This window comes from Actinoplanes sp. NPDC051405 (genome assembly GCF_055586185.1).
The window spans coordinates 24,507-40,195 of the sequence record NZ_JBVJIR010000034.1; the positions used below are offsets into that span (position 1 = coordinate 24,507).

Below are 15,689 nucleotides of genomic sequence, written 5' to 3' on the forward strand. Positions count from 1 at the left end.
CCTTGGTCAGCGAGGGGAAGTCGTAGATGCCCGGGTCGGAATCGGCGCCTCGCTGAGTACGAGCTTTGTCACGTCGGCGCGGTGCGCGGCGGCGTACGCGTAGGCGACCATCGTGCCGATGTCGTGCCCGACGATCCGGACGTCCCTGGTCCGGCCGAGCCGGCTCAGCAGCCCATGCAGGTCCGCGGCCAGGGTCTTCTTGTCGTAGCCGGTCGCCGGGGCGTCACTGCCGCCGGCGCCGCGCAGGTCGGGCGCAATGACCGTGTAGTGCTCGGCCAGGGTCGGCATGATGTGCCGCCACTCGTACCAGGTCTGCGGGTAGCCGTGGATCAGGACCAGGGTCGGCCCGTGCCCACCGATCACGTAGTGGATGCCGACCGGGCCGATCTGCGTCTTGTGCTCACTGAAGCCGGCGGGGATCTCCTCCGCGGCGGCCGCGCCGGAGACCGGTGGGACGGCGCCGGCCTGCCGGGTGACGACAGTACCGGTGAGGCCGGCCACCGCCATCACCGTGGCCAGGACGAGGCCGAACGGACGGGAAAGCGTACTGGGCAAGCGCATCGGGAACTCCTGGTGATCACAGGGTGCTGACGAGGCCGCCGTCGATGGCGAAGTCGGCGCCGGTGATGTTCGCGGCTCGGTCGCCGGCCAGGAACACCACGAGGTCGGCGACCTCTTCGGGCCGGGTGAACCGTCCGGTCACCGCATCGCCGGCGGCCTTCTTCGCGACGGCTGTCGGATCACCTCCGGTGGCCTTCGCGACGGTCTCAGCGACCCCGCCGTCACCCAGCCACAGCGCGGTCGCGACCGGGCCGGGACTGACCGTGTTGACCCGTACACCGGACGGCCCGAACTCCTTGGACAGCGATTTGCACAGGCTGGACAGCGCGGCCTTGGCGGCGCTGTAGTCGATCACCAGCGGATCGGGCAGCACGGCGTTGACCGAGCCGACCGTGACGATGCTGCCCCCGCCGCCCTCGACCAGCCGGGGAAGCGCGGCCCGGGTCATCCGGACCGCGGACAGCAGGTTGATGGCCAGCGTCGCGTCCCAGTCGTCGTCGGTGACCGACAGGAACCCGCCGACCCGGGGCCGGACCGCGCCGACGTTGTTGACCAGCACGTCCAGTCGCCCGAAGGCCGCGACCGCCGCCTCGACGACCTCGGCGGCCCCCTGCGGATCAGTGAGATCTGCTGGGACGGCCAGTACCTGCCCGGTCTCCTCCAGCGCCTTCAGGTCAGCCGAACCGTTCTTGGAGACCGCCACCACGGACGCGCCCTCGTCGGCGAGGGCGCGCGTGACGGCCAGGCCGATGCCCCGGCTCGCGCCGGTGACGATCACGCTCTTACCGGACACGCCGACATCCATGACAAACCCCTTTCGACGTACGGACTCAGAGCGACTGCCGGCGCAACCAGGTCAGCGCGGTGTCGGCGACCTCGCGCCAGCCGCTGTCGATGGTCAGCGAATGACCCTTGTCCGGGAACTCGACGATGTCGGTCACCGCCTCGGAGTGCCGGTACTGCTTGAGCGTCGCCCGCACCACCGCCTCCGGAACGGTGTGGTCCTTGCCCCCGGTCATCAGCAGCAGCGGGCCGCGCGATTCGTTGCCGGTGTCGACCTTGGCCGGCGAGTGCGGGCTGAAGTTCGCGGCGGCGGCCTCGAACAGCGGCTTGCCCGGCGCCGGGATGGTCCACTGCTCGAACAGCGCGTCCGACTCCGCCTCGGGGATCGCGTTGCCGAACGCGAACCGGAACTGCTCGGCGGTCAGCGAAACCGCGCGATGCTTGTTCGCCGGGTTCTTGAACACCGGCAGGGTGGCGCGTAGTGCCGACAGCGGCAGCGGCAGCACGCCCTTGATCTGCGCGGCGTCGATCGCCACGGCAGCCCGGGCCAGATCCTGCCCGAGCAGCTTCTGGGCGATCATCCCGCCGAACGAGTGACCGATCAGGATCGGCGGTGCGTCCAGTGTCTTGATGATTCCGGCGAAGTGCTCGACGACGTCGTCGATGCCGTGGTCGGCGATGCTCTCCGGGTTCTCCCGCGCCTCGGCCACGGTGTCCGGGTCGCCGGGCCAGCCGGGGGCGATCGGTGCGTAACCCTCCGCGGTGAACAGTTCGATCCACGGTTGCCATGAGGTGGCGTGCAGCCACAGCCCATGGATGAAGACGATGGGGGTCGGTGTCGTCATGAAGGTCCTCCGAGCGCTGAGCGGATCTCTCGGTCAGGACACCACCCGGACGGTGCCTTCGAATCAGGGAAAGGCCACAGTCCGGGTATCGGGGTTGCGCCGCACAGCTGGGGATTTCTAGAGTCGTCAGTTGCGGCCCGGGACGTCGCGGTGCAGGTTCAACGGGTGGTCGCCACGGTGCCCAAGGAGCGATCTTGACCAGTGGTGAACTCTTCGTGGGCCGGGTGCGCGATTCCGAACGGGTGCGGGACTGCGCCGACCAGGTCAGGGCCGGAGAGTCGTGGCTGGCCGTGGTCGAGGGCGAGCCCGGGATCGGCAAGACCTCTTTCGTCCGCAGATGTGCCGCCTCCCTGGACGACTTCACGGTCCTGTGGGCCACCGGTGACCCCTCGGAGGCCGACCTTCCGTACGGTGTGATCGAGCAACTCATCCGGCGTGCCGACCCGACCGCACTGCGGCAGTTCCCGCTGCTGACCGACCCCGCCGCGGAGACCGGCCCGCATGTGATCGGCGGGCTGCTGCTGCTCCTGCTGGGCGAGTTGCAGCAGCCCGGCAAGCCGGTTGCGGTGATCGTGGACGACCTGCAGTGGGCCGATCGGCAGTCGGTCCAGGCACTGAGTTTTGTGCTGCGCCGGCTGTGGGCCGACCGGATCCTCACCGTTCTGGTGACCCGGCCGGACGGCGGATCGTCCGCCGAGACGGTGGACCGGCTGCTGCGCGCCTCTGACCGTACGGTGAAAGTCGAGCTCGGCGGCCTGGACGACCGCGAAGTCGTACAGTTCGCCCACGCTCTGCTCGACGGCGCCTTGACGCCGGCCCTTGGCGACCGGCTGTACCAGTACACCCGCGGACACCCGCTGCACGTCCGTACCGTGCTGTCCGAGATCCCGCCGGACGTGCTGCGCGACGGCGCGCTGGAACGGTGGCCGGTGCCCGGCTCGCTTCTGGTCGGTATCCGGGCCCAGCTCGACAACCTGCCGGCCGAGTCGCGAGAGCTGCTGGAGGCGATGGCGGTCTTGGACGCGCGGGCGCCACTGGCCACGGTGGGCCGCCTCGCCGGCTCGCTGAACCCGACCCGCGCCTTCGGCCCGGTCCTGACCGCCGGACTCGCGCAGTGGTGGCCCACAGAGCCGGACAGCCCGGTCGCGCTGGTGCACGCCCTGCACCGGGACGCGATCTACGACACGCTTGGCCCGGAACGGCGCCGGAGCCTGCATGCCGGCGCGGCGGAGCTGGCGAACGCGGCCTCGAGCTGGGCACACCGGGTGGCGGCGGCCACCACCACCGACGAGGACCTCGCCGCCCGACTGGAGCGGTCCGGGATGGCGGAGGCCGCGCGCGGGCGCAGCGCGGTGGCCGCCACCCGCCTCGCGTGGGCGGCGTCGCTGTCCGCCGCCCGCCCTGATCGGGAGCGCCGGCTGCTCGCCTCGTGCGCCCAGACGCTGCGCACCCCGCAGCCCGCGGGCATCCCGGCGCTGCGCGAGCAGGTCGAGGACTGCTCGCCCGGTCCGCTGCGCAGTTGCGTCCTCGGAATCATGGACATGATGGCGGGCCGGCTGCCGGCCGCCGAGACGCATCTGGAACAAGCCTGGCAGGATGCCCGGCAAGCACCCGAAACCGGCTGGGTCGCCGCCTTGGCCGGCACGTTCCTGGCCCAGATGATGATCTGGACCGGCCGGGGCGCCGAGGCGGCGGGAATCGCCCGCCGCACGCTGACGATCGGTGATCTCGACCCGGCCACCGTCGATCTCACCCGGGCGCTGCTGGCGACCGGCCGGATGTGGCACGAGGGCCCGCGCGCCGCGCTCGGCGACCTCACCCACCTGCCGATGTCGAGTGCAGCGGTGCGCAACGACAACCTGGACACCCTGGCGACCCGCGGCGTCCTGCGGCTGTTCCTGGGTGATCTCGTGTCGGCGAGCGCCGATCTGTCGACCGCCGCGCTGCGCGACCGGCAGGGCGCCGGGTCCAAGCTCGGCCCCGTGACCCTGGCGCTGCAATCCGTCGTCCTCTACCTGGCCGGCGAGTGGGAGGAGAGCGAGTCCGCCGCGGAGCGGGCTCTGGCCGTGGTCCAGGCCCAGGAACTGACGGCCTTCGAGGCGGCGGCCCGGTTCGCGACCGTCTGCGTCGACGCGGGTCGCGGCGACTGGGACCGAGCCCAGGGGCGCCTCGTCGAGCTCTCCGATCTGGTGCAACGTCTCGGGTCCGCCCCGGAGACTGTTTACTCGTCACTGGCGGCGGCGACCATGGCGCAGGCTCGCGCCGACCATCCCGCCATGGCGAGCGCGCTGCGGCCACTGCTCGACGACCCCGGCGGGTTTCACCTGCGGTACAAGCCCTTCTGGCTGTGGCAGCAGTCGCTGCTCGTCGAGGCTCTGACCGGTATGGATCAGCTGGACGATGCCTCTGCCGCGCTGCACGACCTGCGTGCCCAGCATGACGGCACCGGCTATCTGCGGGACGTGGTGGCGCGGATGGACGGCCGGCTCGCCGAGGCCCGGCACCGTCCGCTCGACGCGGTGGAGATCTATCGGCAGGCCCTCAGTGCCGAGGCGGACGCGGACACCGCGCCGCTGTACCGGGCCATGCTGGAACACGCGTACGGCAAGGTCCTGCTGGCCACCGGAGCGTCGTCACGTCGCGACGCCGCGGGCTGGCTGCACCGCGCACACCGTCGCTTCGGTCTGCTGCGGGCCGTGCCGTTCCGGCGGCGGTGCGAGGCCGACCTGGTCGCGAACGGACTGATCGTGTCCGAGAACGATTCCGGTGTCCGGCCGACGTTGACCGAGCGGGAGACGTCGGTGGCCTATGTCATCGCGAGTGGGCGCACCAATCAGGAAGCCGCGGCGGAGCTCTACGTCAGCCAGAAGACCGTCGAATACCACTTGTCCAACATCTACGCCAAGCTCGGCATCTCCTCCCGCCGGCTGCTTGCCGACGCCCTCCGTGTCCCGGACCCCGGATCTGACGCCTAGGGTCCGACCCTAGGGCCCCCGGAAGCGTCCGATGTTCCCCTTGTTCCAGGCGGAACACGGGGGCGGTGCGGACATGGAACGGACGGGACTGTTCATCGGCCGGCATCGGGAGCGGCGCGTCCTGGCCGACCTGCTGGCCGGCGTCCGGGAGGGACGCAGCGGCACGCTCGTGCTGGTCGGTGAGCCCGGGACCGGCAAGACCAGCCTGCTCGATGAGGCCGCCGCCGGATGCCCGGACGTGCACACCGTACGGATCGCCGGGGTGGAATCGGAGATGCGCCTCGGCTTCGCCGCCCTGCACCGCCTGCTGCGTCCCTGGCTGTCCCGCATCGACGCGCTACCCGCACCGCAGCGCGACGCGTTGCACACCGCGTTCGGCCGTCTCGCCGGCGTCGCGCCGGACCGCTATCTCGCCGGAATGGCCGCACTCACCCTGCTCGCCGACGCCGCCGGACCCCAGCCCCTGCTGTGCGCGGTGGACGACGCGCAGTGGCTGGACCGGGAGTCAGCCGAAGTGCTGGCGTTCGTCGCCCGCCGCCTGCAGGCGGAGGCGATCGGGCTGCTCTTCGCCACTCGCCCGCACGGACCGGACCTGGTCAGCGGACTACCCGCGCTGACCGTGGCCGGGCTGCCCGACGACGACGCGCGGAGCCTGCTGTCGACCAGCATCACCGGACATCTCGACGGCGGGGTTGCCGCGAAGATTGTCGCCGGCACCGGCGGCAACCCGCTGGCGCTGCTCGAACTCGCACGTGCGCTCACCGCCGAGCAGCTGACCGGGATCACCCCGCTGCCCAGCCCGCTGCCGGTCGGCGCTTTCCTGGAGAACCACTTCCTCCGGCAGATCCAGCAGCTCCCGGCCGAGACTCAGACGCTACTGCTGCTCGTCTCCGCCACCCCGCCGGAGGACCCCTCGCTGCTCTGGCGGGCCGCCGACCATCTCGGCATCGCCGCCGACCGGGTCGACCCCGCGCTGTCCGCCGGCGTCCTGACCCCGCAGCTGCACTTCCGGCACCCGCTGATCCGTTCGGCGGTGTACCGCGGCGCCGATCCGGCCGGCCGGCGCCGGGCCCACGCCGCCCTGGCCGCCGTCTGCGATCCGGCGCTCGATCTCGACCGCCACGCCTGGCACCGCGCGGAAGCCACCATCGGGCTCGACGAGCAGGTGGCCGCGGAACTCGAACAAGCCTCCGAACGGGCCCGGGCTCGCGGCGGTAACGCCGAGCGGGCCGCTTTCCTGACCCGCGCGGCCGAGCTGTCCCCGGAACCCCGGGCCCAGGCCGCGCGCCTGGTCGCGGCGGCCCACGCCCATCTGGTCCTCGGCGACCCGGCGGCCGTCGGCCCGATGCTGGACCGGGCCGAGCGCGGTCTCGACCATCCGGTGCCGCGAGCCGTTGCCCGGCAGACCCGGGCGATCGCCGAGATGTACACCGGCCGGTTCGCCGGCGCCGCCACCATCCTGCTGGACGCGGCCGGGTCGATCGCCACGGTCGACGCCGGCCTCGCCCGGACCATGATGTTCGAGGCACTCCAAGCCGTCCTGTTCACTGACGACGGCGAAGCCGCCCTCACCCTGCAGGACCTGGCCCGCGCGGTGCTGGCTTCGCCGGCCTCGACCCGGACCGATGAATTCCGGTACGGCTACGCCGATCTTTTCCTGTACGGCTACACCACCCGCATCTCCGTCGGCTATCGCCCGGCCGTACCGCTGATGCGTGCCGCCTTGGCCGCGTTGACCAGCGCGAGCCTCGCCGAGGAGTGCTTGCCGCTCGCCGTGATCAGCATGTTCGCCGCCGAGGACGTGTGGGACGAGGACGGCGGCCGGCGGGCGTGGCGCCGGCTCGAGGCCCACGACCGCGACCACGGCGCACTGGGGACCCTGCGGACCACGCTGGTCGCCGGGGCCACGTGGGAGCTGCGGGCCGGCCGCTTCGAGGTCGCCGCCGCATTCCAGGACGAGCTGGCCGACCTTTCCGACGTGGTCGGCCAACCGCACCGTGGCGGCATCCAACGGATCGAGCTGCTCGCCTGGAGCGGACGCGAAGCCGAGACCCGGGCGGTCGCCGCCCAGCAGCTCGGCTTCGACGACTGCGTACGAAACTCGTTGGCCGTCCTGGAGATCAGTCTGGGACGTTACCGGGAAGCGCTGGTGCTGCTGCTGCCCACCTTCGGCCGCGACAAGCCCGGCGTCGCCACCCGCTCGCTGCACGAGATCGTCGAGGCCGGCGTCCGCGGCGGCGACGACCATGCCGCGAAGGCCGCGCTCACGCGGATGGAGGAACGCGCCCAGGCCAGCGGCACCCCCTGGGCGCTGGGCCTGCTCGCCCGCTGCCGGGCCCTGATGGCCGACGACGAGCAGGCCGAGGACTTCTACCGCGAGTCAGCGGACCTGCTCGCCCAGACCACCATCGTCACCGAACTGGCCCGAACCCACCTGCTCCACGGCGAGTGGCTCCGCCGTCGCCGCCGGCGCGCCGACGCCCGCGCCGAACTACGCACCGCCTACGAAATGTTCACCGACATGGGCGCCGCCGCCTTCGCCGAGCGGGCCCGAGCGGAGCTGCTGGCCACCGGTGAGAGACCCCGCAAGCGCAACGAGCAGGCCACCCGCGACCTCACTCCGCAGGAGAAGCAGGTCGCGAGCCTGGCCGCGGCCGGCGCCACCAACAGCGAAATCGCCGCCCGGCTGTTCCTCAGCACCTCCACCGTCGAATACCACCTCACCAAGGTCTTCCGGAAACTCACCATCACCTCCCGCCGCAATCTGGCCTCGGTCCTCGCGGAGCAGCGACGAGGTTAAGTGGGTCGGGTCAGGGCTCCCCGGCGGCTGCGTGGCGATCCGGAGCCGATTACAGGACCACCAGCCGGCGGCAGAGCTTCGCCAACGACACGTCACGACAACGTGAACCAGGGCAAGGGCGACCAAGACCCTTCGACCTGCAACCGTCGATCAGCTTCTACCGGTGCACCTACGCCAAATGGGGATCGCCGTGAAGTCGTACTGGGCACTCACGCTGCGGGCATCGGAGAAGACGGTCCTGCAGACAATGCGCAACACCTGCACGGCCTGAGCCTGTAGCGGTCCTGGCCGTCAGCGCCGCGCTCGGCCTTACGGGCGAGGGGCAGAGCGGATGTTCCGCTCTGCCCCTCTGATGTATGGGCGTGCTGTGGTGTTACCGGTGCACGCGCTTCGCCCACAGGGGGGCGACGACGGCGATCAAGCCCGCGGCGGCGGCGATCTGGATGATGTGGCGAATCCAATCGATGCCCTTGGTGTCCTCGACGCCCAGGGCGGAGGCGATGAGATTGCCGATGATGGCGCCGACCACACCCAGGAGGATGGTCAACCAGATCGGGATGTTCTGCCGGCCCGGCAGGATCGCTCGTGCGATCAGACCAATGATCAACCCGGCGATGATGGCCCAGATGAACGACATGAGGCGCCCTTCGGTGAGGTTTCCGGTGTGCTTGGGATGTCTGTGCACGTGCCGGGTGATACACGAGCCCGCCAGCGAGGACCCAGCAAAAGAATCATGCTGTGAGGTCGGTTGCGGCAAGCACGATCAACGATGACGGTTGTTTCCCTAACGCGTGACCGGCAAACACACGCGATGAGATCAGGTAGGACCTTGGCCAGTCAGTGCTGGAGGCAGCGGCTGGCCTTCTGATCTCGGACGCCGCCGACACGAATTCATGACCGTCGACCGCTGAGAGCCACCGGCGTTCCATCCGTACGCCGACGCACTCCTGGAACTCGTCCTCCTCGGACCTTTTCACGGTCCTCCTCCCACACGGCTCCGCGGGCACGACGGAACCACGGTGTTCGAGGTTGCACGCTGCGTGGTTCGGTAGCTGTCTCCTCGGCCACTGCGGAACCCGCCGCCTGCCGGACCACGCCGCTACGAGCCGGACCACGTCATGACCGCGTTCGGGCTGGTTGCTGCATGGTTGCTCGCAGATCCGGCAAGCTACGAACACCAACCCTGCTCAGCAGTCTGTTGCTCGGGCGGCATCCCTCTGAGCAGCGCAAACACCGACGCGCCAGGGACAGGGCACTTGTCACCAACCCTGGGCAGGTACCCTGATCGACGCGGGCTGCTAGCTCAATGGCAGAGCTGTGGACTTTTAATCCATAGGTTCCGGGTTCGAGTCCCGGGCGGCCCACTTTGACCTGCGATTATGTCACTGAGTAACCGGATCAATACGATGTATTCGCCCGGTTCCGGGTAGCCGGCGAGCAGTCCACGAGCAGCCACGACGGTGCATCAGTCCAGCCCTGATCCGCTTTGCATCCGCGGGACCTGCCTCGTGGGTGTCGCCTGTCCCTCGCCGCTGCGGTCGCTGGGCTCCTCAGTCCGGGCGACGCCGGCCCGGGGCCGCGAGATATGTCAGGACGGCGAGCACGCGACGGTGCCCGCCGTCGGTCGGGGCCAGGCCCAGCTTGCCGAAAATGGCGTTGATGTGCTTGTGCACGGCGTTCGCGGTGATGAACAGTCGGCCGGCGATCTCGGTGTTGTCGCGGCCCTCGGCCATCAGGGCGAGCACCTCCCGCTCCCGTGGGGTCAGCATGGAGACGGGGTCGTCGCTGGCCCGGGTCAGCAGCTGGGCGATGACCTCGGGGTCGAACGCGGTGCCGCCGCCGGCTACCCGGCGTAGCGATTCGATGAACTCGTCGATGCGGCTGACCCGGTCCTTGAGCAGGTAGCCGATGCCACGCGGGGCGCCGGCGAGTAGCTGGGTGGCGTACTCCCGCTCGACGTACTGGGAGAACACCATCACCGGGAGGTCCGGGTGGCGGCGGCGGGCCTCGATGGCGGCCCGGATGCCCTCGTCGCGGAACGTCGGTGGTAGCCGGACGTCGACGACGGTCACGTCGGGGCGGTGCTCGTCGACCGCGTCGAGGAAGGCGTCGGCGTCGGAGACGGTCGCGACCACTGTGAAGCCGTTAGTGCTGAGCATCAGCTCCAAGCCGCCGGACAGGAACTCGTTGTCCTCGGCGATCACCGCTCGGAGCACGGCACCTCCAGCGTGATCTCGGTCGGTCCGCCCGTCGGGCTGCGCACGTTGAGCGTGCCGTCGAGCGCGCCGGCCCGCCGGCGGATGCCGGCGAGGCCGGTTCCTCGCGCCTCGTCCGCCCCGCCGGCGCCGTCGTCGGTCACCGTCACGGTCAACAGATCGCCGTGACGGGACGCGCGGACGCCCGCCCGAGTTGCGCGACTGTGCCGGGTAACGTTGCTCAGCGCCTCGGTGACCGCGAAGTATGCCACCGTCTCCACCGCCACGGGTACCCGGCCGAGGCCACTGACGTCCACAGTGGTCGGTAGGCCGCTGCGGGCCGCCACAGCGACGAGCGCGCCGGCCAGGCCCCGGTCGGCCAGGATCGGTGGGTAGGTGGTACGGATTACCGTGCGTAGCTCGGCCATCGCCTCCTCGGTGCCCTGGTGCGCCTCGGCGACCAGCCGGTTCACCAGGTCGGGGTCGCCGGCCACCTGCCGGGCCACCGCGAGGCGCATCGCCACCGCGACGAGCCGGGCCTGCGCGCCGTCGTGCAGGTCACGTTCGATGCGACGCAGTTCGGCGCCGTGCGCGTCGAGCACGTCGGCCCGGGTGCGGGTGAGATCGACGACCCGGGCGGCCAGCCGCTCCGCCTCCGACGGCGTCAACGCCCAGCGAGTGACCCGGGCGTGGGCGCGGGCCAGCGCCGGGAACGTTCCGTAGGTCACCGCCGCGAGCACCGCGAGCTGCACGACGCCGAGCCCGACCGCGGTCGCCCACCCGGCGACCGGCACCTCGACGAACAGCGTGACCGGCTCATCGGCCGGGAACGCCCACCAGAGCGTCATGGCGATCATGGCGGTCACGAGGTTGCCGGCGACCAGCAGGGCGAACAGTCCCAGAGGCAGTCCGGTGGTGAAGTGGACGGTCAGCCAGAGCAGGTATCGGCGGAACCGCACCGGGTGCCACTGCCGGTCGCCGGCCAGCCGCAGGTGCCACCGGGCCCACCGCTCGCGCACGCCGGGCAGGCACAGCATCGGCAGGCCGGCCAGCGACACCACCGCCGTGCCGAGTATTGCCAGGAGGTAGGCCGTGGCCCGCCGACGCGTCATGACCACATCTGTACCCGAACCGATCATCGGCCCGCACTACAGCCAGCTGTAGCCGTCGGTACGGTAGCCAGCGGTATGGGGTGCGGCACCGCGGATTCCTAGGTTTCAAGGCATGAAACTTGTACGAATCGCAGTGGCAGCGGTCGCACTGGTCGCGGGAGTCGGCGTCACCGTTGACGCGCACGCCGGTTCCGGGCGGCTGACCGACCTTGACCGGCTCCGTCGTGACACCGCAGCCGTGCACGCCCTGGGCCTGCCGGGAGTGCAAGCGCGTCTGGTGACCCCGAACGGGCGCGCGGTCGTCGCGACCGCCGGCGTCGCCGATCTGCGGACCGGTCGCCGGGTGCCGCCGAACGGCCGGGCCCGCATCGCCAGCACCGGTAAGGCCTTCATCGCGACGGTGGTGTTGCAGCTGGTGGATGAGGGACAGATAGGCCTCGACGACCCGGTGGAGAAGTGGCTGCCGGGCGTGATCCGCGGCTACGGCAACGACGGCCGCGCCATCACGGTCCGGCACCTGCTCCAGCACACCAGCGGCCTGCACGACGACGTGCCCGACTTCGCCACCGCCGCCGACTACTACGAGCACCGGTACGACGTGCACACACCCGCTCAACTGCTTGCGCGGACCTTGCGGCACACGCCCGACTTCGCGCCCGGGACGACGTGGCGGTACGCGAACGTCGGCTACATCGTGGCCGAGATGGTGATCGACAAGGTCACCGGACGCCCGTGGCACGAGGAAGTGCGTCGGCGCGTCCTCGACCGTGCCGGTATGCGCGACACGACGTGGCCCGGCAACCTGCCGACACTGCCCGGCCCGCATGCACGCGGCTACCACGAGTTCGATGCCGGCGAGCTGACCGACGTCACCGAGCAGGTCATCGCCGACGGCGGTGCGGCGTTCATCTCAACCACCGCAGACATCAACCGCTTCTTCCGAGCGCTGCTCGGTGGCCGGCTGCTGCGGCCGGCGCAGCTCGCCGAGATGACCCGTACGGTGCCACTCGGGCCGGAGTTCGAGGAGCTGCTGCCGGGGGCCAGATACGGGCTGGGCCTGTTCGAGCGGCCCCTGCCGTGCGGCGGCACTTACTGGAGCCACCCGGGCGGTGGCAGCGGCTACACCAGCGACAACGGCGTCACCCGCGACGGCCGTCGCAGCGTGTCGGTGTCGGTGTCAGGTACCCGGCCGGACCTCGCTCTGCGGCACCAGCGAGCCACCGATGCGGTCGTCGAGAATGCACTGTGCGGGCAACGCGGAATATGAGTACTCGCTCCGGGCGGCGTGCCGAAGCGGTGCGGGGCACCCGAGGCAAGCGCCAAATCCTGTAGTGACCTCCGCGTTCAGACGACGCACCGAAACCCCTTGCGATGAGGAGTTTCAGGTAGGTCCATGACTTTCGGAGCGGTTGTAGGTCAGGAAAGCGGCACCGCTGCCCAGCACGGTGTGGTCCGTGAGTTGCCAGCCGCGCGGGTCGAATGTCGCGGTGCGGGAGAACAGTGGGATGCCCGTGCCGATGGTCAGGGCGCCCACTTTGAGGATCAGTTGGTCGATCTCCTGATAGAGCGCGCCGGCCAGTTCGGCGCCGCCGATCAGCCAGATGTCCTTGCCTTCCTGGCTTTTGAGGTCGCGTGCCGTCTCAGCCGGGTCGGTGGCGACCAGTTCGACGGTGGGGTCCGGGCTCTCGGTGAGGGTCCGGGAGAAGACCAGGTGGCGCAGGTGCGGGAAGGCGTTGGTTACCCCGGCCTTGAGCCCGATCTCGTAGCTGCGGCGCCCTTCCAGCACGGTGTCGAAGTGAGTGCCTTCGGCGGTGATGGACAGGGCGGCGCGGGCCGGGGCGGGCAGCGTCTCGGGGTAGTGGGTTGCGATGTGCCCGATGTAGTCGGCCGGCAGGGGCCAGAAGCCGTGCGGGCCGGTGGGATCGGCGCCGTCCGGGCCGGCGATGAAACCGTCGAGGGTGGTGGCGATGTAGTACACCAGCTTGCGCAACGGGAGCCTCTCTTTCCGGGACTGTCAGGCGGCGTGCGGAGTGGGCCACTCGACGAGGCCGCCGGCGACGGTGAAGACCAGGATCACACTGAGGAGAATCTTTCCATGGCCACCCCCGCACCCGCCGCGACCGCGGGGCTGCGCGAGACCAAGAACCAGTCGGCGTCAGAGGCCGTGGTGCATGGGCTGCCAACTGGGTCGGCAGGGCGGGGTAGCGGGCACGGTGGCCGCGCACCGCTCGGTGCAGAGCTACTGCCCGCCGCGGCGGTAAGGTCCGGGCCCACGAGGTGGCCGGGGATCGCCGAGGCGCTGGCGCGCCGCGGCGCCGTTGCCCTGGAGGTGCCGGACCGCACCACCTGGGTCGGTGACCGGTGGAGCGCTGCCACCGTACGGGTCCGGCGTGCGTACGGCCTCGATCTGACCGTGGTCTGGCCGCGGCTGTGGACCGTCCTGCCGGAACAGTCACGGACCGATATCGCCGCTGCTCAACTGGCGCCGCCGATCTCTACGGTCCTGCTCTCGCCGAACAACTGCGTGTGACCGTGTCGGGGCCGCTCACCACCGATGTCGGCGACGAGATCGTAATACGCGGCAGCCCGGCGCCGAGGCGCCGGGCTGCGGTAAGCGAAGGTCGGTGTGCCGGTCGCCGGAAGGCGAGTGGCGCGACACGGCTCCAGCCGAACGGTATTCCGTGAAGGCAAAGGGGTGAGGCCCTGGGACACTGAGCACACCGACACTCGTCACAACGGGACGGCGGTCCCGGGCAATCCCGGCCCGCCGGTGACGCCGATCACGTCCCGACGCGATCGGTCTGCTGACCGTCGGCATCACGGAAGCGGGAATCCCCTGGCTGTAGGGCTCGTCCGCACTCGGCACACTGCAAATCCTGCAACTCCTTGTTATTGCATCGAGGGGTATCTATTGTCCCCAGGTAAGCGCTTTCCTGCCTGTGGGCGGTGGTGCCACGTTCTCGATGACGAAGGTGAGACAGGGATGAAGAGATCAGTTGCCTTGCGGTGGATAGCCGGCGGGGCCACCGCGGCCACCAGCGCCGCGATCCTGCTGGCGATGCCGATGTCGCAAGCTTTGGCCGCCGACAACCTCAGCCTCGGCGCCGGTGCCGACGGCTCGAGCAAGGCCAGCGGCTCCAGCTACGGCAACGTCAAGGACGGCAGCACCAGCACCTACTGGGCGCCGGGCAGTTCCACTGGTTACGTCTCGGTCAAGTGGGGCAGTGCCACCACTGTCTCCTCGGCCGTCATCAAGCAGGCCTCGGGTGGCGGGTCGATCAGTTCCTGGCGGCTGCTCAACGCTGACAACGGCGCCGTCCTTGCCAGCGGCAGCGGCAGCCCGAGCAGCATCTCCTTCTCGTCGACGTCGCTGAAGAAGCTCACCCTCGACATCACCGCCGCGTCGAGCGCGCCGCGGATCGCCGAGTTCGAGACCTACGCGACCGGCGGCGGCTCCACCCCGACCAGTACCCCGACTGCCGGTCCGACCAGCAGCCCCACCCCCGGGCCGACCCCGACGAGCAACCCGGGCGCGCCGACCGGTGCGTGGCCGGCTTCGGCCGGCTCGGTCAGCATCTCCGGTACGGTCAACGTCTCGGGCACCTTCGACGGCGGCATGAAGACGTACTGCTGCATCGGCGACGGTTCGCAGAACGAGTCCCAGGATCCGATGTTCAAGATCGCCAACGGTGGCACCCTGCAGAACGTCATCATCGGCTCGCCCGCCGGTGACGGTGTGCACTGCGAGGGCACCTGCACCATCCGCAACGTGTGGTGGAACGACATCGGTGAGGACGCCGCGACCTTCAAGGGCACCGGCAACGGCACCAGCTACGTCATCGGTGGTGGCGCGCGGTCCGGCAGCGACAAGACGTTCCAGCACAACGGCAACGGCACGGTCAGCATCTCGGGCTTCTACCTGAGCGGCGCCGGCAAGCTGTACCGCGGCTGCGGCAACTGCACCAGCTCGTACGAGCGCCACGTCAAGATCGATAACGTGCTGCTGAACGACATCGACATGGTCGCCGGCATCAACAGCAACTGGGGCGACACCGCCACCATCACCCGCGTCACGATCAGCAACAGCTCCAGCGTCGTGGTCTGCGGCAAGTACAAGGGCGTCGCCAAGGGCAGCGAACCGAGCTACCTCGGCGAGGGCTGGAACGACAGCAACTGCAAGGTCAACCGGAGCGACATCACGATCAGGTAGATCTTGTGTCCTTCAGGGCGCCCGCCAGTCGGTGGGCGCCCTTCTGGTCACCAGGCGTGAGCCTGCGGGGCAGGCGCAGCGCGCCGAGGCCGAGCTCTGGGCCAGCGCCACGTCGCAGCCGGCGAAGTTGCTGCTGCCCACGTAGATGATCTTGCCTTCGCCGGCCAGCTGCTCGATCGCCTGCCGATCTCCTCCACGGCGGGGTGAT

12 protein-coding genes and 1 tRNA gene are annotated in these 15,689 nt (G+C 70.2%); 6 read left to right on the top strand and 7 right to left on the bottom strand.

Annotated features, from left to right (window positions below):
* Window positions 1-6 precede the first annotated feature (6 nt).
* Genes ACZ6S4_RS43065 through ACZ6S4_RS43075 form a run of 3 tightly spaced genes read right to left on the bottom strand, consistent with a single transcriptional unit; the run spans window position 7 to window position 2,189 of the window.
* Entirely contained in the window at window positions 7-561 is a 555-nt protein-coding gene (locus ACZ6S4_RS43065; protein ID WP_465480417.1) for an alpha/beta fold hydrolase, read from the bottom strand.
* A 16-nt stretch (window positions 562-577) separates the two neighbouring features.
* On the bottom strand, window positions 578-1,366 hold the full coding sequence (locus ACZ6S4_RS43070; protein ID WP_465480418.1) for an SDR family NAD(P)-dependent oxidoreductase: 789 nt from the start codon (window positions 1,364-1,366) through the stop codon (window positions 578-580).
* A 25-nt stretch (window positions 1,367-1,391) separates the two neighbouring features.
* Window positions 1,392-2,189 carry an alpha/beta hydrolase gene (locus ACZ6S4_RS43075; protein WP_465480419.1) on the bottom strand — a complete coding sequence of 266 codons (798 nt, stop codon included), beginning with the start codon at window positions 2,187-2,189 and terminating at the stop codon, window positions 1,392-1,394.
* Between the two features lie 194 nt (window positions 2,190-2,383).
* Here ACZ6S4_RS43075 and ACZ6S4_RS43080 point away from each other — a divergent pair, with 194 nt between their 5' ends.
* Window positions 2,384-5,164 (top strand): AAA family ATPase, encoded by a 2,781-nt coding sequence (locus tag ACZ6S4_RS43080; RefSeq protein WP_465480420.1) that lies wholly within the window; start codon window positions 2,384-2,386, stop codon window positions 5,162-5,164.
* Between the two features lie 73 nt (window positions 5,165-5,237).
* Window positions 5,238-7,964, top strand: coding sequence for a helix-turn-helix transcriptional regulator (locus tag ACZ6S4_RS43085; RefSeq protein WP_465480421.1), 2,727 nt, complete (start codon window positions 5,238-5,240; stop codon window positions 7,962-7,964).
* Window positions 7,965-8,337: 373 nt separating this feature from the next.
* On the opposite strand, the gene ACZ6S4_RS43090 is transcribed toward ACZ6S4_RS43085, so the two are convergent.
* Window positions 8,338-8,601 carry a GlsB/YeaQ/YmgE family stress response membrane protein gene (locus ACZ6S4_RS43090; RefSeq protein ID WP_465480422.1) on the bottom strand — a complete coding sequence of 88 codons (264 nt, stop codon included), beginning with the start codon at window positions 8,599-8,601 and terminating at the stop codon, window positions 8,338-8,340.
* A gap of 655 nt (window positions 8,602-9,256) precedes the next feature.
* On the opposite strand from ACZ6S4_RS43090, the gene ACZ6S4_RS43095 reads away from it, so the two are divergent.
* Window positions 9,257-9,328, top strand: a tRNA-Lys gene (locus tag ACZ6S4_RS43095).
* A 186-nt stretch (window positions 9,329-9,514) separates the two neighbouring features.
* On the opposite strand, the gene ACZ6S4_RS43100 is transcribed toward ACZ6S4_RS43095, so the two are convergent.
* Window positions 9,515-10,123, bottom strand: coding sequence for a LuxR C-terminal-related transcriptional regulator (locus ACZ6S4_RS43100; RefSeq protein WP_465480446.1), 609 nt, complete (start codon window positions 10,121-10,123; stop codon window positions 9,515-9,517).
* A 41-nt stretch (window positions 10,124-10,164) separates the two neighbouring features.
* Window positions 10,165-11,271 carry a sensor histidine kinase gene (locus tag ACZ6S4_RS43105; protein WP_465480423.1) on the bottom strand — a complete coding sequence of 369 codons (1,107 nt, stop codon included), beginning with the start codon at window positions 11,269-11,271 and terminating at the stop codon, window positions 10,165-10,167.
* Window positions 11,272-11,383: 112 nt separating this feature from the next.
* Here ACZ6S4_RS43105 and ACZ6S4_RS43110 point away from each other — a divergent pair, with 112 nt between their 5' ends.
* Window positions 11,384-12,538 (top strand): serine hydrolase domain-containing protein, encoded by a 1,155-nt coding sequence (locus tag ACZ6S4_RS43110; protein ID WP_465480424.1) that lies wholly within the window; start codon window positions 11,384-11,386, stop codon window positions 12,536-12,538.
* Window positions 12,539-12,652: 114 nt separating this feature from the next.
* On the opposite strand, the gene ACZ6S4_RS43115 is transcribed toward ACZ6S4_RS43110, so the two are convergent.
* Window positions 12,653-13,261: a dihydrofolate reductase family protein gene (locus ACZ6S4_RS43115; RefSeq protein WP_465480425.1), complete on the bottom strand. Its 609-nt coding sequence runs from the start codon at window positions 13,259-13,261 to the stop codon at window positions 12,653-12,655.
* Between the two features lie 105 nt (window positions 13,262-13,366).
* Here ACZ6S4_RS43115 and ACZ6S4_RS43120 point away from each other — a divergent pair, with 105 nt between their 5' ends.
* Window positions 13,367-13,801 carry a hypothetical protein gene (locus ACZ6S4_RS43120; RefSeq protein WP_465480426.1) on the top strand — a complete coding sequence of 145 codons (435 nt, stop codon included), beginning with the start codon at window positions 13,367-13,369 and terminating at the stop codon, window positions 13,799-13,801.
* Window positions 13,802-14,254: 453 nt separating this feature from the next.
* Complete coding sequence (locus tag ACZ6S4_RS43125; protein ID WP_465480427.1) at window positions 14,255-15,481, top strand: pectate lyase; 1,227 nt, start codon at window positions 14,255-14,257, stop codon at window positions 15,479-15,481.
* Window positions 15,482-15,689 lie beyond the last annotated feature (208 nt).